The sequence below is a fragment of the Paenibacillus tengchongensis genome (assembly GCF_008973665.1).
GTDB classification, from domain to species: Bacteria; Bacillota; Bacilli; order Paenibacillales; family Paenibacillaceae; genus Paenibacillus_AQ; species Paenibacillus_AQ tengchongensis.
Genome location: NZ_WACP01000022.1, coordinates 14,909 through 34,141 on the forward strand (window position 1 = coordinate 14,909; position 19,233 = coordinate 34,141).

General features: G+C 48.6%; 31 protein-coding genes. 2 read left to right on the plus strand and 29 right to left on the minus strand.

Annotated features, from left to right (window positions below; all coding sequences use genetic code 11):
* Positions 1–96 precede the first annotated feature (96 nt).
* The 24 genes from secY to F1381_RS26630 all read right to left on the minus strand — a co-directional run bounded on the left by secY (position 97) and on the right by F1381_RS26630 (position 13,251).
* Positions 97–1,395 (minus strand): preprotein translocase subunit SecY, encoded by a 1,299-nt coding sequence (gene secY / locus F1381_RS26515; RefSeq protein ID WP_151737832.1) that lies wholly within the window; start codon positions 1,393–1,395, stop codon positions 97–99.
* A complete protein-coding gene (gene rplO, locus F1381_RS26520) occupies positions 1,395–1,835 on the minus strand; it encodes a 50S ribosomal protein L15 (protein WP_150275551.1) in 441 nt (146 codons plus the stop codon). Before rplO ends, secY begins: the two co-directional genes overlap by 1 nt.
* 41 nt (positions 1,836–1,876) lie before the next feature.
* Entirely contained in the window at positions 1,877–2,062 is a 186-nt protein-coding gene (gene rpmD / locus F1381_RS26525; RefSeq protein WP_150275550.1) for a 50S ribosomal protein L30, read from the minus strand.
* Positions 2,063–2,076: 14 nt separating this feature from the next.
* The gene (rpsE, locus tag F1381_RS26530; protein ID WP_150275549.1) at positions 2,077–2,574 is read right to left on the minus strand and encodes a 30S ribosomal protein S5; all 498 of its coding nucleotides are present in this window, start codon (positions 2,572–2,574) and stop codon (positions 2,077–2,079) included.
* A 27-nt stretch (positions 2,575–2,601) separates the two neighbouring features.
* Entirely contained in the window at positions 2,602–2,970 is a 369-nt protein-coding gene (gene rplR / locus F1381_RS26535; protein ID WP_151737875.1) for a 50S ribosomal protein L18, read from the minus strand.
* A gap of 87 nt (positions 2,971–3,057) precedes the next feature.
* Positions 3,058–3,600: a 50S ribosomal protein L6 gene (gene rplF / locus F1381_RS26540; RefSeq protein WP_151737833.1), complete on the minus strand. Its 543-nt coding sequence runs from the start codon at positions 3,598–3,600 to the stop codon at positions 3,058–3,060.
* A 30-nt stretch (positions 3,601–3,630) separates the two neighbouring features.
* Positions 3,631–4,029: a 30S ribosomal protein S8 gene (gene rpsH, locus F1381_RS26545; protein ID WP_150275547.1), complete on the minus strand. Its 399-nt coding sequence runs from the start codon at positions 4,027–4,029 to the stop codon at positions 3,631–3,633.
* A 32-nt stretch (positions 4,030–4,061) separates the two neighbouring features.
* Entirely contained in the window at positions 4,062–4,247 is a 186-nt protein-coding gene (locus tag F1381_RS26550) for a type Z 30S ribosomal protein S14 (protein ID WP_036589425.1), read from the minus strand.
* A gap of 40 nt (positions 4,248–4,287) precedes the next feature.
* Complete coding sequence (gene rplE / locus F1381_RS26555) at positions 4,288–4,830, minus strand: 50S ribosomal protein L5 (protein WP_151737834.1); 543 nt, start codon at positions 4,828–4,830, stop codon at positions 4,288–4,290.
* Between the two features lie 30 nt (positions 4,831–4,860).
* On the minus strand, positions 4,861–5,214 hold the full coding sequence (rplX, locus tag F1381_RS26560) for a 50S ribosomal protein L24 (protein WP_222850492.1): 354 nt from the start codon (positions 5,212–5,214) through the stop codon (positions 4,861–4,863).
* 46 nt (positions 5,215–5,260) lie between these two features.
* Positions 5,261–5,629 carry a 50S ribosomal protein L14 gene (rplN, locus tag F1381_RS26565; RefSeq protein ID WP_151737835.1) on the minus strand — a complete coding sequence of 123 codons (369 nt, stop codon included), beginning with the start codon at positions 5,627–5,629 and terminating at the stop codon, positions 5,261–5,263.
* 38 nt (positions 5,630–5,667) lie between these two features.
* A complete protein-coding gene (rpsQ, locus tag F1381_RS26570) occupies positions 5,668–5,934 on the minus strand; it encodes a 30S ribosomal protein S17 (protein ID WP_151737836.1) in 267 nt (88 codons plus the stop codon).
* Positions 5,935–5,976: 42 nt separating this feature from the next.
* Positions 5,977–6,174, minus strand: coding sequence for a 50S ribosomal protein L29 (rpmC, locus tag F1381_RS26575; protein ID WP_091072758.1), 198 nt, complete (start codon positions 6,172–6,174; stop codon positions 5,977–5,979).
* Positions 6,164–6,598, minus strand: coding sequence for a 50S ribosomal protein L16 (rplP, locus tag F1381_RS26580; RefSeq protein ID WP_150275544.1), 435 nt, complete (start codon positions 6,596–6,598; stop codon positions 6,164–6,166). The genes rpmC and rplP overlap by 11 nt, the downstream gene beginning before the upstream one ends.
* Before the next feature lie 2 nt (positions 6,599–6,600).
* A complete protein-coding gene (gene rpsC / locus F1381_RS26585) occupies positions 6,601–7,266 on the minus strand; it encodes a 30S ribosomal protein S3 (protein ID WP_151737837.1) in 666 nt (221 codons plus the stop codon).
* Between the two features lie 13 nt (positions 7,267–7,279).
* Complete coding sequence (gene rplV / locus F1381_RS26590) at positions 7,280–7,612, minus strand: 50S ribosomal protein L22 (protein ID WP_151737838.1); 333 nt, start codon at positions 7,610–7,612, stop codon at positions 7,280–7,282.
* A 34-nt stretch (positions 7,613–7,646) separates the two neighbouring features.
* Positions 7,647–7,925, minus strand: coding sequence for a 30S ribosomal protein S19 (rpsS, locus tag F1381_RS26595; protein WP_151737839.1), 279 nt, complete (start codon positions 7,923–7,925; stop codon positions 7,647–7,649).
* Positions 7,926–8,003: 78 nt separating this feature from the next.
* Positions 8,004–8,834: a 50S ribosomal protein L2 gene (gene rplB / locus F1381_RS26600; protein WP_151737840.1), complete on the minus strand. Its 831-nt coding sequence runs from the start codon at positions 8,832–8,834 to the stop codon at positions 8,004–8,006.
* A 27-nt stretch (positions 8,835–8,861) separates the two neighbouring features.
* The gene (gene rplW, locus F1381_RS26605) at positions 8,862–9,155 is read right to left on the minus strand and encodes a 50S ribosomal protein L23 (protein WP_151737841.1); all 294 of its coding nucleotides are present in this window, start codon (positions 9,153–9,155) and stop codon (positions 8,862–8,864) included.
* Positions 9,155–9,778: a 50S ribosomal protein L4 gene (rplD, locus tag F1381_RS26610; protein ID WP_151737842.1), complete on the minus strand. Its 624-nt coding sequence runs from the start codon at positions 9,776–9,778 to the stop codon at positions 9,155–9,157. The genes rplW and rplD overlap by 1 nt, the downstream gene beginning before the upstream one ends.
* A gap of 25 nt (positions 9,779–9,803) precedes the next feature.
* Entirely contained in the window at positions 9,804–10,427 is a 624-nt protein-coding gene (rplC, locus tag F1381_RS26615) for a 50S ribosomal protein L3 (protein ID WP_151737843.1), read from the minus strand.
* Positions 10,428–10,469: 42 nt separating this feature from the next.
* The gene (gene rpsJ, locus F1381_RS26620) at positions 10,470–10,778 is read right to left on the minus strand and encodes a 30S ribosomal protein S10 (RefSeq protein ID WP_006676490.1); all 309 of its coding nucleotides are present in this window, start codon (positions 10,776–10,778) and stop codon (positions 10,470–10,472) included.
* A 271-nt stretch (positions 10,779–11,049) separates the two neighbouring features.
* On the minus strand, positions 11,050–12,375 hold the full coding sequence (locus F1381_RS26625) for a globin-coupled sensor protein (protein ID WP_187355585.1): 1,326 nt from the start codon (positions 12,373–12,375) through the stop codon (positions 11,050–11,052).
* 240 nt (positions 12,376–12,615) lie between these two features.
* Entirely contained in the window at positions 12,616–13,251 is a 636-nt protein-coding gene (locus F1381_RS26630; protein WP_187355586.1) for a Crp/Fnr family transcriptional regulator, read from the minus strand.
* Positions 13,252–13,494: 243 nt separating this feature from the next.
* Here F1381_RS26630 and F1381_RS26635 point away from each other — a divergent pair, with 243 nt between their 5' ends.
* Positions 13,495–13,944 (plus strand): V4R domain-containing protein, encoded by a 450-nt coding sequence (locus tag F1381_RS26635; protein ID WP_151737846.1) that lies wholly within the window; start codon positions 13,495–13,497, stop codon positions 13,942–13,944.
* Between the two features lie 32 nt (positions 13,945–13,976).
* Entirely contained in the window at positions 13,977–14,318 is a 342-nt protein-coding gene (locus tag F1381_RS26640) for a cupin domain-containing protein (RefSeq protein ID WP_151737847.1), read from the plus strand.
* Positions 14,319–14,410: 92 nt separating this feature from the next.
* Here the strand turns inward: F1381_RS26640 and tuf are convergent, their stop codons facing one another.
* The 5 genes from tuf to F1381_RS26665 all read right to left on the minus strand — a co-directional run bounded on the left by tuf (position 14,411) and on the right by F1381_RS26665 (position 19,153).
* The gene (tuf, locus tag F1381_RS26645) at positions 14,411–15,601 is read right to left on the minus strand and encodes an elongation factor Tu (RefSeq protein ID WP_151737848.1); all 1,191 of its coding nucleotides are present in this window, start codon (positions 15,599–15,601) and stop codon (positions 14,411–14,413) included.
* 104 nt (positions 15,602–15,705) lie between these two features.
* The gene (gene fusA, locus F1381_RS26650) at positions 15,706–17,784 is read right to left on the minus strand and encodes an elongation factor G (protein ID WP_151737849.1); all 2,079 of its coding nucleotides are present in this window, start codon (positions 17,782–17,784) and stop codon (positions 15,706–15,708) included.
* A 47-nt stretch (positions 17,785–17,831) separates the two neighbouring features.
* Entirely contained in the window at positions 17,832–18,302 is a 471-nt protein-coding gene (gene rpsG, locus F1381_RS26655; protein WP_127606534.1) for a 30S ribosomal protein S7, read from the minus strand.
* Positions 18,303–18,348: 46 nt separating this feature from the next.
* On the minus strand, positions 18,349–18,768 hold the full coding sequence (gene rpsL, locus F1381_RS26660; RefSeq protein ID WP_151737850.1) for a 30S ribosomal protein S12: 420 nt from the start codon (positions 18,766–18,768) through the stop codon (positions 18,349–18,351).
* 133 nt (positions 18,769–18,901) lie between these two features.
* Entirely contained in the window at positions 18,902–19,153 is a 252-nt protein-coding gene (locus F1381_RS26665; protein ID WP_151737877.1) for a ribosomal L7Ae/L30e/S12e/Gadd45 family protein, read from the minus strand.
* Positions 19,154–19,233 lie beyond the last annotated feature (80 nt).

The window sequence follows — 19,233 nt, forward strand, 5'->3', positions numbered from 1 at the left end:
TCTCTCTTCTCCCTCCAAAGTTCGCCACCAAGCAAGAAACAGCACAATAGGTGCCGGGAAGTCCATCAATCTTAATGCTTCGCCGGAACCTATCGCCTATTTATTGATGAAGCCTTTGTAATGGCGTTTGATCAGTTGGCTCTCGATCTGCTTCATCGTATCCAAGGCAACCCCGACCACGATCAAGAGTGAGGTACCGCCAATCTGCACTTGCTTCGGTAACCCGGACAACGTTCCGAAGATTACCGGCAATACAGAGATGAACGCCAGGAACAGGGCACCGGACATCGTCAGGCGCGACATGACTCTGGTGAGATACTTCTCAGTAGCTTTTCCTGGCCGGATTCCCGGAATGTACCCGCCATTCTTCTTCATGTTGTCAGCCATTTGCTGAGGATTCATCTGGACAAACGTATAGAAGAACGTAAATCCGATGATCATTACCACATACAGGACCATGCCGAGAGGTTTCGTATGATCCAGGTTGTTGGTAACCCATTGAGCCCAGGCATGCGTCGACCAGAAGCTGGAGAGTACAATTGGAAACTGAAGCAGTGAAATGGCGAAGATCACCGGAATAACACCTGCCGCATTGATCTTAAGCGGAATATGTGTATTCTGTCCACCGTACATTTTGTTACCGACCACGCGTTTAGCGTATTGCACAGGGATCTTCCGAATACCTTGCTGTACGAAGATCACTCCGACAATAATCGCTGCAACCACGAGCACTACGATAACGACTTTAAGAATATTCAGGAACACCTGGTCCGGCTGGATAAAGCTTGATTCCGCCGTAGTCTGGATATACCCCGGAATGGCAGCGACGATCCCCGCAAAAATCAGGATCGAAATCCCGTTTCCTATTCCCTTTTCGGTAATCTGCTCGCCCAGCCACATCAAGAAGGATGTACCTGCCGTCAAGATAATCGCGATAAGCAGATAATCCGCAAAGGTAGCATTTGGAATCATCTCCGTGTCATAAATCCGGTTGAAACCAATGGAAGTCGCAAAAGCTTGAATCAAACCGAGCACCACGGTACCGTAACGTGTAACCTGTGCAAGCTGCTTTTTCCCGTGCTCCCCTTGTTTCGCCCATTCAGCGAACTTAGGAACGACATCCATCGACAAAAGCTGTACGATGATGGATGCTGTAATGTACGGGTAAATACTGATTGCAAAAATGGAGAAGTTTTTGAGCGCTCCGCCCGAAAAGGTGTTCAAAAGACCCATCAAAGCGTCGCCGCTCTGATTCGTTGCTTCCAGCACTTCTTTATTCACACCGGGCACCGGTACGAATGAACCGATGCGGTAGATGATCAGGACGAACAGGGTGAACAGGATCTTTTTGCGCAAATCTTCAACATGCCATATATTCTTAAGCGTCTTGAACATTAGATCACCTCGGTTTTACCGCCGGCAGCCTCGATTTTCTCTACCGCAGATTGAGAGAACTTATTTGCTTGAACGTTCAATTTTACGGTCAGCTCACCGTTGCCGAGGATCTTGATGCCGCTCTTGGAATTCTTGACTACACCAGTTTCAACGAGCAACTGTGGAGTCACTTCAGTTCCTTCAGCAAAGCTGTTCAAATCTTCAAGGTTTACAATCGCATACTCTTTACGGGTAGGATTGAGGAAACCACGTTTAGGCAGACGACGATAGAGTGGGTTTTGTCCACCTTCGAAGCCTGGACGCACACCGCCGCCGGAGCGGGAGTTTTGACCTTTGTGACCACGGCCCGAAGTTTTACCGTTACCGCTACTTGGACCACGACCTACACGGTTGCGTTCTTTGCGGGAGCCTGGAGCTGGAGCAAGTTCATGTAACTTCATCGTTTGCACCTCCTTATTCTTGGTAGTGTATAGTAGGCTGCTTAGCCTTCAATTTCCGTTACGGACAGCAGATGGCTCACTTTGTTGATCATTCCGCGAATTGCAGGAGTGTCATTGTGAACCACTGTGGAGTTGGTCTTACGCAGGCCGAGCGTCTTAACGGTAACACGTTGTGTTTCCGGACGTCCGATTACGCTGCGAACGAGGGTAATCTGCAGTTTTGCCATTGACGTTCCCCTCCTTAACCGCGCAATTCTTCGACAGATTTGCCGCGAAGCTTCGCGACCTCTTCAATGCGTTTCAGGCGGGAAAGTCCCTCCAGAGTAGCATTGACCATGTTCATGGAATTCGAAGAACCCAGAGATTTTGTCAAAATGTCACCAATACCTGCCAACTCGAGCACCGCACGAACAGGACCGCCGGCGATAACACCGGTACCTTCGGATGCCGGTTTCAGCAGCACGCGTCCTGCGCCGAAATGTCCGGTAACCAGGTGAGGAATCGAAGTTCCAACGATTGGGATGTGGATCAGGTTTTTCTTGGCGTCTTCAATGCCTTTGCGGATCGCATCCGGCACTTCGCCGGCTTTACCGATACCTGCACCGACATGTCCGTTGCCGTCGCCCACAACAACAAGTGCGCTGAAGCTGAAGCGGCGTCCGCCTTTTACAACTTTAGCAACACGGTTGATGTGTACAACTCTTTCTGTCAGCTCTAAACTGTTCGGATCTATACGCAAGTCGTTAACCTCCTTTTAAGAATTGTTCTAGAATTCAAGACCAGCTTCACGAGCTGCATCAGCCAGTGCTTGAATCCGTCCATGGTACAAGTATCCACCGCGGTCGAATACTACAACCTTGTGGCCGTTGGCAGTAGCACGTTCAGCAATCAGCTGACCCACTTTGCCAGCAGCTTCAACGCTGCCGCCATTACCGATGTTTGCGCTCAGTTCTTTTTCCAGCGTGGAGGCGGATACCAGAGTAACACCCTTCACGTCGTCGATCAGTTGAGCGTAGATATGTTTCGAAGAACGGAACACGTTCAAACGTGGACGCTCAGCAGTACCCTGGATTTTCGTGCGTACACGCAGATGTCTTTTGAGACGAGCCTTGTTCTTATCGCCTTTAGTAATCATGACTTCCATTTCACTCCCTTCAGTTTGCCGTGGGCAAAATCGCTTTACGATGCAAGAAGTATCTTATCCCGGGTAACCGAGCCGTTGTTATTTCTTCTTACCGGCTTTACCTTCCTTACGGATGATACGCTCGCCTTCATATTTGATACCTTTGCCTTTGTACGGTTCAGGTTCACGAACGGAACGGATTTGAGCGGCATATGCGCCAACGCGTTCTTTGTCGATGCCTTTAACGATGATCTTCGTGTTCGAAGGAACTTCGAATTCGATGCCCGCTTCCGGTGTAATTTCAACCGGGTGGGAGTAACCAACGTTGAGGACGATCTTATCTCCGGACTTGCTTGCACGATATCCGACCCCAACCAGTTCCAGAGATTTCGAGAAACCTTCAGTCACACCGCTCACCATGTTGTTGACAACGGAGCGGGTTGTGCCGTGAAGAGAGCGATGCAGTTTGTTGTCCGAAGGACGAACAACGTTAATTTCGTTATTTTCAACCGTGATCTTCATGTCTTTATGAAGTTCACGAGTCAACGTGCCTTTAGGGCCTTTTACGGTAATAACGGTGTTGTCGACAGTAACGTCCACACCGCTAGGTACTGCGATTGGTTTGCGACCAATACGAGACATGTGTTGCACCTCCTTATCTTGTGACGTTAATTACCAAACGTAGCAGACAACTTCTCCGCCCGATTTCGATTGACGAGCTTCTTTGTCGGTCATTACTCCCTTGGACGTGGAGATAATCGCGATGCCCAGACCGCCGAGTACACGAGGCACTTCATTGCTCTTCGTGTAAACGCGAAGACCTGGTTTACTGATTCTCTTCAGACCGGAGATAACGCGCTCCTGGTTAGGGCCGTATTTCAGGAAAATACGGATAATCCCTTGTTTGTTATCTTCAACGAATTCCGCATCACGGATGAAGCCTTCACGCTTCAGAATGTCCGCGATTTGTTTCTTCATAGTAGAAGCAGGCATTTCTACTGTTTCGTGACGCACGATGTTGGCGTTACGAATACGAGTAAGCATATCTGCAATAGGATCAGACATAGTCATGTGTGTAAACCTCCTTCCCGTTTATAAACTTCTTACCAACTTGCTTTTTTCACGCCAGGAATCTGGCCTTTATAAGCTAATTCACGGAAGCAAATTCTGCAAATTTTGAACTTTTGCAGTACCGAATGTGGACGACCGCAACGCTCGCAGCGTGTGTATGCACGCACTTTGAACTTAGGCTCGCGTTGTTGTTTTACTTTCATCGAAGTTTTTGCCACTTTAGCCTGACACCTCCTAAACAGTTTCGGAGAATCTATCTTACTTGGCGAAAGGCATTCCCAGCTGATTCAGCAGCTCGCGGGATTCCTCATCCGACTTAGCCGTTGTTACGATAACGATGTCCATACCGCGGACCTTATCTACTTTATCATACTCGATTTCAGGGAAGATCAATTGTTCTTTCAGACCCAGTGTGTAGTTGCCGCGGCCGTCGAAAGCCTTGGTCGATACACCACGGAAGTCACGTACGCGTGGAAGCGTTACGTTGAACAATTTGTCCAGGAAGTAATACATGCGGTCACCGCGCAATGTTACTTTAACCCCGATCGGCATGTTCTCGCGCAGTTTGAAACCGGCGATGGATTTCTTTGCTCTGGTGATAACCGGCTTTTGGCCAGAAATCAGCTGCATGTCATTCACTGCAGAGTCAAGCACTTTGGAGTTCTGAACAGCGTCACCCACACCCATGTTGATGACCACTTTCTCGATCTTAGGTACTTGCATAACAGTCGTATAGTTAAACTTCTGCATCAACGCAGGAGTAATTTCGTTCAAATACCGTTCTTTCATTCTTGCTGCCATGAAGATTAGCCTCCTTTCTTAAGGACTATATTAGTCGATAATCTCTCCGGAACGTTTCGCTACACGAACCTTCTTGCCGTTGTCGAGCACTTTGTATCCGATGCGTGTAACCTTACCGCTCTTCGGATCTACGTGCATCACGTTGGACACATGGATCGGAGCTTCCTGTTCAATGATTCCGCCTTGCGGATTCAACTGGTTCGGCTTCTGGTGTTTCTTCACCATATTAACGCCTTCTACCAGCACGCGGTTTTCACGAGGGTATGCAGCGATGACACGGCCCTTTTTGCCTTTGTCCTTACCGCTGATCACGATCACCACATCGTCTTTCTTCACGTGCAGTTGATTGCTATGGGATTCCAGAACTTTTTTCACTCTAGGCATTCATTACACCTCCTATGACACTGTGTACAAATCTTCTTGGAAAGTCTTAAATTACTTCCGGTGCCAAGGAAACGATCTTCATGTAGTCTTTATCGCGGAGTTCGCGAGCAACTGGTCCGAAAATACGTGTTCCGCGCGGGCTTCTGTCTTCTTTTACGATAACAGCTGCGTTTTCGTCGAAAGCAATGTAAGATCCGTCTTTACGGCGTACCGAACGTTTCGTGCGAACAACCACCGCTTTAACTACATCACCTTTTTTGACAACGCCGCCTGGTGTTGCTTGTTTGACAGAGCAAACGATCAAGTCACCGATAGCCGCTGTACGGCGTCCAGTACCACCCAGCACGCGGATACACATCAGTTCCTTCGCACCAGAGTTGTCAGCCACTTGCAACCGTGTAAATGGTTGAATCATTATTATTTTCCTCCTTCCGAGAAAACTATCTGATTATCTTAGATGATAACCGCTTTTTCAATCACTTCGACCAATCTCCAGCGTTTGTCCTTGGAGAGCGGACGAGTTTCCATGATTTTCACGGTGTCACCGATTTTAGCGATGTTCTCTTCATCATGTGCCTTGAATTTCTTCGTGGACTTGATGCGCTTGTGGTACAGGTCATGCTTTTTATAAGTTTCAACAGCAATTACGATGGTTTTATCCATTTTGTCGCTGACCACTTTGCCGATTTGCACTTTACGTGCGTTACGTTCTTCGCTCATAGTTAGCCTCCTTCCTGATTACGGATCTACATCCGGCCTCGCTTAACTAATGCCAAGTACTCTTTCATGGATAACGGTTTTAGCACGAGCTATTTCCTTGCGCACATCACGAATCCGAGTCGGGTTATCCAGCTGGCCGGTAGCCAATTGGAAACGGAGATTGAAGAGTTCTTCTTTGAAGCCCGCGATCTTTTGTTCAATCTCGGCAGTGGTTAAGTTGCGAAGTTCATTAGCTTTCATTTGCTTCACCACCCAATTCTTCACGTTTCACAAACTTAGTCTTAACAGGAAGCTTGTGAGCAGCAAGACGCATCGCTTCACGAGCGATTTCTTCCGATACGCCTCCGAGTTCGAACATAATCTTGCCCGGTTTAACTACCGCTACCCACTTCTCTACGTTACCTTTACCACTACCCATACGAACTTCGAGAGGCTTCTGAGTGATTGGTTTGTCAGGGAAAATCTTGATCCATACTTTACCGCCACGTTTGATGTAACGTGTCATCGCAATACGGGCAGCTTCGATCTGACGGTTGGTGATCCAGGATGGCTCAAGAGCCTGCAGACCGAATTCGCCGAAGTTCAGTTCGGTACCGCCTTTTGCCATACCCTTCATGTGACCGCGTTGCTGTTTGCGGTGTTTAACGCGCTTTGGTACCAACATGATTAGTTGCCTCCTTCCTGAGCAGCTTGTTTCTTAGCTGGGGGAAGAACTTCTCCACGGTAGATCCATACTTTTACGCCGATACGGCCGTAAGTTGTATGTGCTTCAGCCGTTCCGTAGTCGATATCGGCACGAAGCGTATGAAGTGGAACTGTTCCTTCGCTGTATCCTTCTGAACGGGCGATTTCGGCACCGCCAAGACGTCCGCCAACTTGAGTTTTGATTCCTTTTGCACCTGCACGCATAGTTCTTTGAATCGCTTGTTTCAGCGCACGGCGGAACGATACACGGCGTTCCAGCTGTTGTGCGATGCTTTCGGCAACCAGAATTGCGTCCATTTCAGGATGCTTAATTTCGTTAATGTTGATGTGTACTTTCTTGCCGCCAGCGATTGCTGTAACCGCACTGCGCAGTACTTCAACTTCGGCTCCGCCTTTACCGATAACCATACCTGGCTTGGCAGTGTGAATCGTAACATTCACGCGGCTTGCCGCTCTTTCGATTTCGATACGGGAAACTGCGGAATCCTTTAATTTGCCTTTAAGGTATTCACGGATTTTGACGTCTTCCATCAAGAGTGTCCCGAATTCTTTGCCTGCATACCATTTGGATTCCCAATCGCGAATGATACCGATCCGGAGTCCGACTGGATTAACCTTTTGACCCACTAGTTATCCCTCCTTATTTCTCGGATACCACCAGAGTAATGTGGCTCGTGCGTTTATTGATCCGGCTGGCGCGACCCATCGCGCGCGGGCGGAAACGTTTCATTGTTGGACCTTGGTTAACGAAAATTTCGCTAATGAACAAATTGTTCACGTCCATGGAGTAGTTGTGCTCAGCGTTGGCAATGGCCGAGTTGAGCAGCTTTTCAACTACCGGAGAAGCGGATTTCGGAGTGTGGCGAAGGATGGAGATGGCTTCACCAACCTGCTTGCCGCGAATCAAGTCAACAACCAGTTTCGCTTTACGAGCGGAAATCCGCACCGATCTTGCATGCGCTTTTGCTTCCATGTGTTTACCCTCCTCTCAGACGAAGACCTGTTAATTATCTTCTTGTTTTCTTATCGTCATTCGCATGGCCTTTGTAAGTACGTGTTGGCGCGAACTCGCCCAACTTGTGACCTACCATATCTTCCGTTACGTATACAGGCACGTGTTTGCGGCCGTCATATACACCAAACGTATGTCCGATAAACTGAGGGAAAATCGTCGAGCGACGGGACCAGGTTTTAACTACGACTTTCTTGTCTGCCGCGTTCAGTTCCTCAACTTTTTTCAGCAGGTAGCCATCAATGAATGGCCCCTTCTTTAAACTGCGACCCATGTGTAAATCCTCCCTTCATTCCGGTTCTTTCAAACCGCGAAACGACGCTTCGCGCTATTCTAAACTGCTAGAAGCGTCTTATTTCGTGCGGCGGCGAACGATATATTTATCAGATGCCTTGTTTTTCTTACGAGTCTTGTAGCCGAGGGTTGGTTTGCCCCATGGCGACATAGGAGATTTCCGTCCGATTGGAGCGCGGCCTTCACCACCACCGTGAGGGTGATCGTTAGGGTTCATTACTACCCCGCGAACTTCAGGACGTTGGCCCAGCCAGCGGCTGCGACCGGCTTTACCGATCTTAACCAATTCATGGTCTCCGTTACCTACGGATCCGATAGTTGCACGGCATACGCTCAGGATTCTGCGTACTTCACCGGAAGTCAGACGAACGGAAACATATTTTTCTTCTTTACCAAGAAGCTGAGCTTCTGTGCCGGCAGCGCGTACCAATTGTCCGCCTTTGCCTGGTTTCAGCTCGATGTTGTGGATAACTGTACCTACCGGAATGTTTTCCAGAGGAAGGCTGTTGCCGATCTTGATATCGGCACTAGGACCGGATTCCACTTTATCCCCAACTTTAAGGCCTTTAGGAGCGATGATATAACGTTTCTCCCCGTCAGCATAGTGGATCAAAGCGATGTTGGACGTACGGTTCGGGTCATACTCGATCGTAGCAACGGTTCCTGGTATGCCGTCTTTCGTCCGTTTGAAGTCGATAATACGGTATTTACGTTTGTGTCCGCCGCCATGGTGACGAACCGTAATTTTACCCTGGTTGTTGCGGCCGGCATTTTTGCTCAGCGGTGCAAGCAACGATTTCTCTGGCTGGTTTGTTGTAATTTCTTCAAACGTAGACACGGACATTGCGCGTCTTGCCGGAGAGGTCGGTTTGTACTTTTTGATTGGCACTTGAGTTCCCTCCTTACTTCAAGAGTATTATTCTACCGCTTCAAAGAATTCCAGCGGCTTGCTGTCCGGGCTGAGCTTCACGATGGCTTTCTTCCACTCTGGAGTGTATCCGGAGTATCTGCCGTAGCGTTTCAGCTTGCCAGGTACGCGCATAGTGTTCACACTAACTACTTTCACTTTAAAGATAGCCTCAACGGCTTGCTTGATTTCGGTTTTGTTGGCACGAATGTCCACTTCAAAAGCGTATTTCATTTCGCTCATATAGTCGGATGTGCGTTCCGTAATCACCGGACGTTTGATAATATCACGAGGATCTTTCATTACGCGAACACCTCCTCTACCTTCTGTACTGCTTCCTTGGTGATGATCAGTTTGTCGTGCGTCAGCACATCAAGAACATTGATGCCGTCGGCTGCTACAAATTTCACTCCAGGGATGTTACGGGCGGAAAGAGCAACGTTATCGTCGTAAGCAGGAGCTACAACAAGAGCCTTGCTGCCAACCTTCAGATTGTTCAGAATCGCTACAAAGTCTTTAGTCTTCGGAGCATTCAGTGTCAGGCTGTCAAGTACGATAATGTCTTGCTCGAGCACTTTCGAGGACAATGCGGACTTGATGGCCAGACGGCGAACTTTCTTAGGCAGTTTCCAGGAATAGCTGCGTGGTGTTGGTCCGAAGACTACGCCGCCGCCTTTCCATTGCGGAGAACGGATGGAGCCTTGACGAGCGCGACCTGTACCTTTTTGTTTCCAAGGCTTACGTCCGCCGCCACGAACTTCAGAACGTCCTTTAACTTTGTGAGTACCGCGGCGCAGGGATGCTCTCTGCAGCAATACAGCTTCATGCATTACATGCACGTTCGGTTCAACACCGAATACTGTTTCGCTCAGTTCAACTTCGCCCACTTCGTTGCCGCTGATATTGAAAAGTGTTACTTTTGGCATTTCATGTTCCTCCTTTCTGTATTAGTTATTTCTTAACGGTTTGTTTCACTTTCACGAAGCTGTTCTTAGGGCCCGGAATTGCGCCTTTAACGAGCAGCACGTTGCGTTCTACGTCCACGCGGATGATTTCCAGCTTTTGAACCGTTACAGTCGTATGACCCATATGTCCTGGCAGGTGTTTGCCCTTAGGAACACGGTTAGCTTGGATGGAACCCATGGAACCCGGTCTTCTGTGATAACGGGAACCGTGAGCCATTGGTCCGCGGCTTTGTCCCCAACGCTTGATTACGCCTTGGAAGCCTTTACCCTTGGTTGTGCCGGTTACGTCAACAAATTCGCCTTCTGCGAAAATGTCAGCCTTCAGCTCTTGTCCAACCTCGAGGGACCCGAGGTCAACACCGCGAATTTCGCGAACGTAGCGCTTAGGTGTTGCATTTGCCTTTTTGGCGTGACCTTCTTCAGGCTTATTGGAGCGGCTTACTTTCTTGTCGGAGAAACCGAGCTGAACCGCTTCGTATCCGTCTGTATTCAGGTCTTTCTTTTGCAGTACCACGCAAGGACCAGCTTCGATAACAGTAACAGCTACTACGTTACCTTCCGGAGTGAACACTTGAGTCATACCGAGTTTTTTTCCCAAGATACCTTTCATGTTGACACCTCTTTTCTTTTCCTAGTTGCTTAAGATTTGAAATTACAGTTTGATTTCGATATCTACACCGGACGGCAGGTCCAAGCGCATCAAGGCATCCACAGTTTGTGGTGTCGGATTCACGATGTCGATCAAACGCTTGTGAGTCCGCATTTCAAACTGTTCACGGGAATCCTTGTACTTGTGTACCGCGCGGAGAATAGTAATCACTTGCTTCTCGGTTGGCAGCGGGATCGGCCCGGATACGCCTGCACCGGAACGTTTTGCTGTTTCAACAATTTTCTCTGCGGATTGATCAAGAATTCTGTGGTCGTATGCTTTCAAGCGGATACGAATTTTTTGCTTTGCCATTTTAGTCCCTCCTTCTATCGCCCAATTTATTATCGGACATACTCAGCGAAAATTTTCTAACATCGACCTCATGGCAAAGGGGCCGGGTGTGTCAGTAACCTCTCGCTTCATCGCAACGTCTCAGAACAACATTCATTATTATATAGAATAGGCGAATACTTTGCAAGAGAAATTACAAAAACAATGCATTTTTTTTCAAAAAGCTTACTTGCCGCTATCCTCAGCATCATTTATCAGCATCGTGTTCCTTCTATTATTATAAGAACGTTTATTACAGGTTCTCCGTCGCTGTTCGGAAGTACTCGGCTGAGGCCGCTGTTTGAGCGGTGGTACCGCCGATCCCCTCAATCGTCTGGATCAGCGCCTTGATCTCTTCCTCAACAAATACAATTTCCTGCGTACTGCTCTGCAGGGCACTTACAATGTCAGTGAACATGCGGCTGGTCTCGTCAGATTGTATTTTGCCGCTGCGGGTCAGCTCCTGTACTTTGCGGATCTCCCCAACGACTTGATCCGTCAGTGTGCCTGACTTGCGGGTCAGTTCACCGATGCGGAATACGGTATTCTTAGTGTCTTCCGCCAGGCGGTTGACTTCTTGGGCCACTACGCTGAAACCTCTGCCGTGCTCACCCGCTCTGGCTGCTTCAATGGTGGCATTCAGCGAGAGGATCTTGGTCTGGTCGGCAATTTCCTGAACAGCTGACACGATCTTCTGAATTTGCCGTGAGGATTGGCTGAGTTCAGTGACCGAACGTTCCATCTCATTGGTACTTTCATAAATCAGTCCGATTTGATCGGAAAGGCCGTCCAGGTATTGATGACCGCTGCGGGCAATACCCTGCGACTCTTTGGCCGAAAGGGCCGTGCGCTGGAAGGTATCATTCACCTCATTGCTGCTCGCCACCAGTTGCTCCACAGCGGCATTGGTATCCATGCTGAGATCAATCAATTCACCGCTGAATTCGGCGATTTTTTGCTTCAGCTCATTTTTGACGATCAGATATTGCTCTTCTTTCTCGCGGATATTCTCTTTCTCATACGCTTCAAGTACAAGCTGCTGCTCCAGGTTTAACAGTTTGGTAATAGTCTGCACAACGCGGAGACGCTCATGCTCTTGCAGGCTCTCTTTATAAATCGCCGTTATAAATACATTTTGCAGGTTCTGAAAAGCGGACAAATACCATTTCGGCTCCAGCCCCACGCGCTTGTGTATTTTGGCGATATTCAGCCGTTTGGCGATATAGCTCTCATTGATGTCGCCATCAAAGATTTCGATAATATGCTGCTTCAGCGTCTTTTTCAACCGTTCAATGCTGCTGTGTTCGAGAATAATTGCTTCCAGCTTGTCTACACCCAGTACGGTATTGTAAAACTGGTCTGTAATGTAGTCGATCTCCTGCTCAACGCCCGGTTTCAGCCTTCTTAGTAAAGCCAAGTCTTCTTCGGTCAGTTCGATCATTCGCATCTGTTCGTTTAGCTCTTCATGCCCCTCCAAGGAATGAAAAGACGGCGTGGTGATGGGTACAAGCTTCTTGCTGTCCGTTGTGTGAACGGCGGGAGGTTCCTGATGGGCATTTCGAGATACTAAACCATGCATGATTGAAAAAGGACATTTACCCATACTTCCACTCTCCCTGAATTCCTAAAAAATAACATCGCAATCTACACACATTCTACCTTAGGGACTAGCAGAAAGTAAAGAATTTTAATTAAAATTTTGTTGAAATTTGTTAGAAAACATAGGATTTTCGTCTCTATTTGTCGAATTTAAACGTAAAACATACTGAATATTCTAGCTAATTAGGTCTTTTGTACCAGGTGAAAGGACTTCCCTTAGTTATCCCCTTCCGCACTCCGTCTCCGCCATTTGCTGCAGTGCCTCTATATCCTTTAACTCAATGCGTCTTTGGTGTACAGCGATGAGTTTTAAGTCGGCAAATTTGCTTAGCTTGCGGCTGAACGTTTCTGCAGTAGTGCCGATCATGGCGGCTACTTCTTTCTTGGCAGAAGGAAGCCGGATTTCCGGAACAGGCGGTTGCGCTGTTTCTTTTTCATACAAATGAAGCAGCAGCCTGGCTAAACGCTTTTCTACATCCAGCATCTGCAGCACTCCCGCTTGTTCTTCCGCGTCATGCAATTGTTTACTTAACGCAAGCAAAAAGTGAAACGACAGCTCCGCATTCTCCCGCAGAAGCGGCAAGAAATCCTCTCTGTGCAATTGGCATATTAATCCGCTCTTCACCACTTCTGCAGAAACATCACTGGCCTGATGATGAAGCAGGGAATATTGACCGAAGTAGTCCCCGGGGAACAATAAGCGCACTAAATGCTGTTTCCCCTCGGGTGTGCTCTGGGTAAGCTTGACCAATCCGCTCTTCACTATAAATAAGGAGTCCGAGAGTTCCCCTTCCCTAACGACAAAGCTCCCTTTTTCAACATGAACAGAATCCACCATTTGCTCCACTGCAGCCATGTTCCGGTCATTCAGCAACCGGAATAACGGTACTCCACGGACACATGAATGAGAATTGCATGTTGTGCAGACCATCCGCTCTCCTCCCTTATATAAATAATTTAATTTTAACTTATCAGCAAATCGCTTTCCTCCCAGTGATTGCTCTCACTTATTTTGCGAAAACTTGATGCACATCAAGGATTCCACACCTCCGCTCCCTCACAATAGGGTTATACAGAGTAATAAGGAGCTGGAACTGCAATGATGAACTACAATTTTGCCGATATGAAAAAAATGAACCGCCCCGTTCTTGGAGACACTGTCCCGCTGGAATGGTTCCGGACGATCCGTTTGATTGGTCTGCAGCAGGCATTGCCGCTGGGCGGCAAAGGCACTACCTTGACAATTGGCCGAAAAATCGGCGAAAGTCTGCCGATCACCTCGCTTGAAGAACTGCTGCAGCTGTTTGAAGAGCTGAAAATTGGAATCCCGCGGATTATTTATGCGGATGAGCATAAGCTGAATATTGCTGTGGAGGACTGTTTCTGTAAAGGTCTGCCGACCTTGGAAGAGGAGAAAATGATCTGTGATCTGGAGGGAGCCATTCTCGAAGGGGCGCTCACCAAAATTAGAGGCCACCGTGTTACGGTCAGAGAGATCAAATGTAATGCGGCGGGCCATGAGCATTGTGAGTACGAGGTAAAATTATAATTTCAAATACTATTAGAGGAGCGATTAATATTATGGACAAGAAAACAGTTCAAGAAGCTGTGGAATACCGGGAAGAGCGTCTTACGAAGAAGATCCTATTCCAAAAAGGGGACAGTGTGGCCTTTGTCCTGAACCTGGTTCCCGGACAAGAGCTGCCGGCACATCAGCATCCTGGATCGGATGTATATATTCTTTGCCTCAAGGGAAACGGGACGATTCAAGTGAATGATGCAGAGGAAGCCTTCAGCGAAGGAGAAGTTATTCACGTGGCAGGAGACGAAAGATTTTCTTACCGCAACAGCGGTGAAGAGCCTGCAAGCTTATACGTGGTGCTCGCCAAGATTCCGAGTCCAGAGTATGCCCGGGAAGTGTAAAGCGAACTATGTAGTAAAACAACAACAAGGCCCCTTCGATCGAAGGGGCCTTGTCCTATTAATATGGAGCTATCCTCGCGGATAGAGCCGTATTATTTTTGGATGGATGCTACAGTACCGGCGCCAACTGTACGGCCACCTTCACGAATGGAGAACTTAGTTCCTTCTTCGATCGCGATTGGCGAGATCAGTTGAACAGTTACGGTGATGTTGTCACCAGGCATAACCATTTCAGTACCTTCTGGCAGGTTGATGATACCAGTTACGTCAGTTGTACGGAAGTAGAACTGTGGACGGTATCCAGTGAAGAAAGGCTTATGACGGCCACCTTCTTCTTTAGTCAGAACGTAGATCTGTGCAGTGAACTCAGTGTGTGGGTTAACGGAGTTCGGCTTTGCAAGAACTTGACCGCGTTCGATCTGGTTACGGTCTACACCGCGCAGCAGGGCGCCGATGTTGTCGCCAGCTTGAGCGGAATCCAGCAATTTACGGAACATTTCAACGCCCGTAACGACGGATTTCTTCTTGTCTTCGTGGATACCAACGATTTCGACTTCTTCGCCAACTTTAACTGTTCCGCGTTCTACACGGCCAGTTGCCACGGTACCGCGGCCAGTGATGGAGAATACGTCTTCGACTGGCATCAGGAAAGGCTTGTCAGTGTCACGTTCTGGCAGTGGGATGTAAGTGTCGATAGTTTCGAACATTTCGACAATCTTGTTAGCCCATTCGCCGTCTGGGTTCTGCAGCGCTTCACGAGCGGAACCGCGAACGATTGGAGTGTCGTCGCCTGGGAATTCGTATTCGTTCAGCAGGTCGCGAACTTCCATTTCAACCAGTTCCAGGAGCTCTTCGTCTTCAACCATGTCGCATTTGTTCAGGAATACGACGATGTAAGGAACGCCTACCTGACGGGACAGCAGGATGTGCTCGCGAGTCTGTGGCATTGGGCCGTCAGCTGCGGATACAACCAGGATCGCTCCGTCCATTTGGGCAGCGCCGGTGATCATGTTTTTAACATAGTCGGCGTGTCCAGGGCAGTCTACGTGTGCGTAGTGACGAGCTGGAGTTTCATATTCAACGTGTGCGGTGGAGATAGTAATACCGCGTTCGCGTTCTTCTGGAGCTTTGTCGATTTGGTCGAATGCTACAGCAGCACCGCCGTATTTCTTGGACAGTACAGTTGTGATTGCAGCAGTCAGAGTCGTTTTACCATGGTCGACGTGACCGATAGTACCGATGTTAACGTGCGGTTTATTACGTTCAAACTTTGCCTTTGCCATTTGAACAGTTCCTCCTTATAATGGGGTTTCTTTATTTTAGAAGCCGCGCCGGCTCTAATTCTGAGTTGACTGAGTGGAGGCGCCGGGCAGCGAGTGAAACGTTATTATTCAGCGCCTTTATGCTTGGCTACGATTTCTTCTGCGATTGTCTTAGGCACTTCTTCGTAGTGCGAAAGCTCCATCGAGAATACGCCGCGTCCTTGCGTACCGGAACGCAGAGTTGTGGAATATCCGAACATTTCGGAAAGAGGCACTTTGGCACGGATAATCTGCGCACCGCCACGGGAATCCATACCTTCGATTCTACCACGACGGGAGTTCAGCATACCCATAACATCGCCCATATATTCCTCAGGAACAGTTACTTCCACTTTCATGATTGGCTCAAGCAGGACAGGCTTACACTTGTCTTTAGCTGCTTTGAGTGCCATCGAGCCGGCAATTTTGAACGCCATTTCGTTGGAGTCAACGTCATGGTAGGAACCATCAACGATGGTTGCCTTAACGTCTACCAGCGGGAAGCCCGCGAGTACGCCGTTCTTCATTTGCTCTTCGATACCGGCCAGTGCAGGAGCGATGTATTCTCTTGGTACAGAACCACCGACAACTTTACTTTCGAACTGGCTGCCAGTACCTGCTTCGAGTGGCTCGAATTCAACCCATACGTGACCGTATTGACCACGGCCGCCGGATTGGCGAACGAATTTACCTTCGACGCGTGCAGGGGCTCTGAATGTTTCACGGTAAGCTACCTGTGGTTTACCCACGTTGGTTTCTACCTTGAATTCACGGCGCATACGGTCGATGATAATGTCGAGGTGAAGCTCACCCATACCAGCCAGGATCGTTTGGCCTGTTTCTTCATCGGTATGTGCACGAAGTGTAGGATCTTCTTCGGTCAGCTTGCCGAGAGCAACGCCCATCTTATCTTGGTCGGCTTTGGTTTTTGGTTCAACCGCGATTTCGATAACCGGATCAGGGAAGTTCATCGATTCCAGGATAACCGGATGTTTCTCGTCGCAAAGAGTATCACCAGTGCTTGTGTCCTTCAGACCAACAGCGGCTGCGATATCACCAGCGTATACGATGGAGATTTCTTGACGGCTGTTTGCATGCATCTGCAGGATACGGCCGATACGTTCACGTTTGCCCTTAGTAGCGTTGACTACATAAGAACCGGATTCCAGGATACCGGAGTATACACGGAAGAACGTGAGCTTACCAACATAAGGGTCAGTCATGATTTTGAATGCCAGCGCGGAGAATGGCTCTTCATCCGAAGAATGACGAACCGCTTCAGTACCGTCTTCAAGGTGACCTTGAATCGCCGGTACGTCCAGTGGAGATGGCAGATAATCAACGACAGCGTCCAGCATCAGCTGAACCCCTTTGTTGCGGTAGGAAGAGCCGCAGATTACAGGGAAGATTTTAACGTCACATACGCCCTTGCGCAGTGCAGCCTTAATCTCGTCAACTGTAATCTCTTCGCCTTCCAGGTACTTCATAGTGAGGTCCTCGTCGAGTTCCGCTACTTTCTCGATCAGCTCAAGACGCAGCTCTTCGACTTGTTCCAGATATTCCGCAGGAACCTCTGTAACCTCAATGTTTTGACCCAGATCGTCTTTGAACATATGAGCTTTCTGTTCAACCAGGTCGATGATGCCTACGAAATCATTCTCTGCACCGATCGGAAGCTGAATAGCAACCGAGTTGGCTTGGAGACGATCACGCATATCCTTAACAACGTTAAGGAAGTCGGCACCGATGATATCCATCTTGTTAACGTAAGCGATACGTGGAACGCCGTAACGGTCAGCCTGTCTCCATACAGTTTCAGACTGAGGCTCCACGCCCTCTTTCGCACTGAATACGCCTACTGCCCCATCCAATACACGCAGGGAACGTTCAACTTCAACTGTGAAGTCAACGTGTCCAGGGGTATCAATGATATTGATGCGGTGGCCCTTCCACGAAGCCGTAGTCGCAGCGGACGTAATCGTGATTCCGCGCTCCTGCTCCTGCTCCATCCAGTCCATTGTCGCAGCACCTTCGTGAACTTCACCGATTTTGTGCGTACGGCCTGTGTAGAACAGAATACGTTCTGTGGTAGTAGTCTTACCAGCATCAATATGCGCCATGATCCCGATATTACGTGTATTTTTTAAGGAGAACTCTCTTGCCATGAATTGGGTCTCCCTTCAAAATATAAGTTAGTTGAAACAGCTTAATCCTACCAGCGGTAGTGTGCGAACGCCTTGTTGGCTTCAGCCATCTTGTGCGTGTCTTCGCGTTTTTTAACGGAAGCGCCTGTGTTGTTGGAAGCATCGATAATCTCAGCCGCCAAACGCTCTTCCATGGTCTTCTCGCCGCGGTTGCGGGAGTAGTTCACGAGCCAACGTAATCCGAGAGCAGTACGTCTCTCTGGCTTAACCTCGATTGGTACTTGGTAGTTGGCACCGCCGACACGACGAGCTTTAACTTCCAATACCGGCATGATATTCTTGATGGCTGCTTCGAAAACTTCCATCGGATCTTTACCCGTACGCTCTTGAATCAGTTTGAACGAATTGTACAGAATGCTTTGAGCGACACCTCTCTTGCCATCCAGCATAATGCGGTTGATCAAACGAGTAACCAACTTGCTATTATAAACCGGATCCGGCAGTACGTCTCTCTTAGTCACTGGACCTTTGCGTGGCATGGATATCCCCCTTTCTTGAATGAATGGTTCTCATAATGTTTGTTGCTTATTTCTTCACCTTAGGACGTTTCGCGCCGTATTTGGAGCGAGCTTGCATCCGGTTGTTCACGCCTGCAGTATCCAGAGCGCCGCGAACGATATGGTAACGAACCCCTGGAAGGTCCTTAACGCGTCCGCCGCGGATCAGAACCACGCTGTGCTCTTGCAGGTTGTGTCCGATCCCTGGAATGTAAGCAGTAACCTCGATCTTATTCGTCAAACGCACACGGGCGTATTTACGAAGTGCAGAGTTTGGTTTCTTCGGAGTCATTGTGCCTACACGAGTGCACACACCGCGTTTTTGCGGGGCGCTGATGTCAGTAGCCTCACGCTTCAGGGCGTTGAATCCCTTTTGAAGAGCAGGAGATTTGGACTTATCGATTTTGGCTTGACGGCCTTTACGAACCAGTTGATTAATAGTTGGCATTGTAGTGCCACCCCCTTCCTGAAATAATCATCCATTTACGAACTTTAAGTCCACAGACCCAGGTGGTTCATAAAAAGACAAATGAAAAGTTTTTGCTGCCGGGACAACCCCCGGTACAAAAACGTTCCTGTCGCTATTGTTTTAAGACGGCTGCCATCGCAGCGCCAACTTCTATTCCGCAGGCTCTGCCCAAGTCCAGCATAGTGTCTACATAGTTGACCTTTACGCCTTGCTTGCTGCACAGCAACACAATCTTCGAAGTAAGCCGTGGATCTCCGTCCTTTGCCACATAGACTTCTGCGGCTTGGCCTAATTCAACCGCCTTGACGGTTTGCTTAGTGCCGATCTTGACCTGAGCATCTTGCAGTCCTCTATCATCAGTCATAATATCCATTGCCTCCAATGAATAAGAATAACAAGGCTACTCACGCACCTTAGACATATTAGCATTATCAAATCCCGATG

Excerpts from the sequence above, each read along its gene's own strand:
- rpsS (WP_151737839.1), bottom strand. The coding sequence starts at position 7,925 with ATGGGTCGCAGTTTAAAGAAGGGGCCATTCATTGATGGCTACCTGCTG.
- F1381_RS26625 (WP_187355585.1), bottom strand. The coding sequence starts at position 12,375 with ATGCATGGTTTAGTATCTCGAAATGCCCATCAGGAACCTCCCGCCGTT.
- rplO (WP_150275551.1), bottom strand. The coding sequence starts at position 1,835 with ATGAAGTTACATGAACTTGCTCCAGCTCCAGGCTCCCGCAAAGAACGC.
- rplW (WP_151737841.1), bottom strand. The coding sequence starts at position 9,155 with ATGAAAGATCCTCGTGATATTATCAAACGTCCGGTGATTACGGAACGC.
- tuf (WP_151737848.1), bottom strand. The coding sequence starts at position 15,601 with ATGGCAAAGGCAAAGTTTGAACGTAATAAACCGCACGTTAACATCGGT.
- rpsJ (WP_006676490.1), bottom strand. The coding sequence starts at position 10,778 with ATGGCAAAGCAAAAAATTCGTATCCGCTTGAAAGCATACGACCACAGA.
- rpsH (WP_150275547.1), bottom strand. The coding sequence starts at position 4,029 with ATGACTATGTCTGATCCTATTGCAGATATGCTTACTCGTATTCGTAAC.
- fusA (WP_151737849.1), bottom strand. The coding sequence starts at position 17,784 with ATGGCAAGAGAGTTCTCCTTAAAAAATACACGTAATATCGGGATCATG.
- rpsG (WP_127606534.1), bottom strand. The coding sequence starts at position 18,302 with ATGCCACGCAAAGGTCCAGTGACTAAGAGAGACGTACTGCCGGATCCG.
- rplX (WP_222850492.1), bottom strand. The coding sequence starts at position 5,214 with ATGCCTAGAGTGAAAAAAGTTCTGGAATCCCATAGCAATCAACTGCAC.
- rpsL (WP_151737850.1), bottom strand. The coding sequence starts at position 18,768 with ATGCCAACTATTAATCAACTGGTTCGTAAAGGCCGTCAAGCCAAAATC.
- rplF (WP_151737833.1), bottom strand. The coding sequence starts at position 3,600 with ATGTCTCGTATTGGTCGCAAACCAATCGCAGTACCTAGCGGTGTGGAC.
- rpmD (WP_150275550.1), bottom strand. The coding sequence starts at position 2,062 with ATGGCAAAACTGCAGATTACCCTCGTTCGCAGCGTAATCGGACGTCCG.
- F1381_RS26665 (WP_151737877.1), bottom strand. The coding sequence starts at position 19,153 with ATGACTGATGATAGAGGACTGCAAGATGCTCAGGTCAAGATCGGCACT.
- F1381_RS26630 (WP_187355586.1), bottom strand. The coding sequence starts at position 13,251 with ATGGCTGCAGTGGAGCAAATGGTGGATTCTGTTCATGTTGAAAAAGGG.
- F1381_RS26640 (WP_151737847.1), top strand. The coding sequence starts at position 13,977 with ATGGACAAGAAAACAGTTCAAGAAGCTGTGGAATACCGGGAAGAGCGT.
- rplN (WP_151737835.1), bottom strand. The coding sequence starts at position 5,629 with ATGATTCAACCATTTACACGGTTGCAAGTGGCTGACAACTCTGGTGCG.
- rplC (WP_151737843.1), bottom strand. The coding sequence starts at position 10,427 with ATGAAAGGTATCTTGGGAAAAAAACTCGGTATGACTCAAGTGTTCACT.
- rplE (WP_151737834.1), bottom strand. The coding sequence starts at position 4,830 with ATGGCAGCAAGAATGAAAGAACGGTATTTGAACGAAATTACTCCTGCG.
- F1381_RS26635 (WP_151737846.1), top strand. The coding sequence starts at position 13,495 with ATGATGAACTACAATTTTGCCGATATGAAAAAAATGAACCGCCCCGTT.
- rplP (WP_150275544.1), bottom strand. The coding sequence starts at position 6,598 with ATGTTGGTACCAAAGCGCGTTAAACACCGCAAACAGCAACGCGGTCAC.
- rpsQ (WP_151737836.1), bottom strand. The coding sequence starts at position 5,934 with ATGAGCGAAGAACGTAACGCACGTAAAGTGCAAATCGGCAAAGTGGTC.
- secY (WP_151737832.1), bottom strand. The coding sequence starts at position 1,395 with ATGTTCAAGACGCTTAAGAATATATGGCATGTTGAAGATTTGCGCAAA.
- rplR (WP_151737875.1), bottom strand. The coding sequence starts at position 2,970 with ATGATTACTAAAGGCGATAAGAACAAGGCTCGTCTCAAAAGACATCTG.
- rplD (WP_151737842.1), bottom strand. The coding sequence starts at position 9,778 with ATGCCAAAAGTAACACTTTTCAATATCAGCGGCAACGAAGTGGGCGAA.
- rpmC (WP_091072758.1), bottom strand. The coding sequence starts at position 6,174 with ATGAAAGCTAATGAACTTCGCAACTTAACCACTGCCGAGATTGAACAA.
- rplV (WP_151737838.1), bottom strand. The coding sequence starts at position 7,612 with ATGGAAGCAAAAGCGCATGCAAGATCGGTGCGGATTTCCGCTCGTAAA.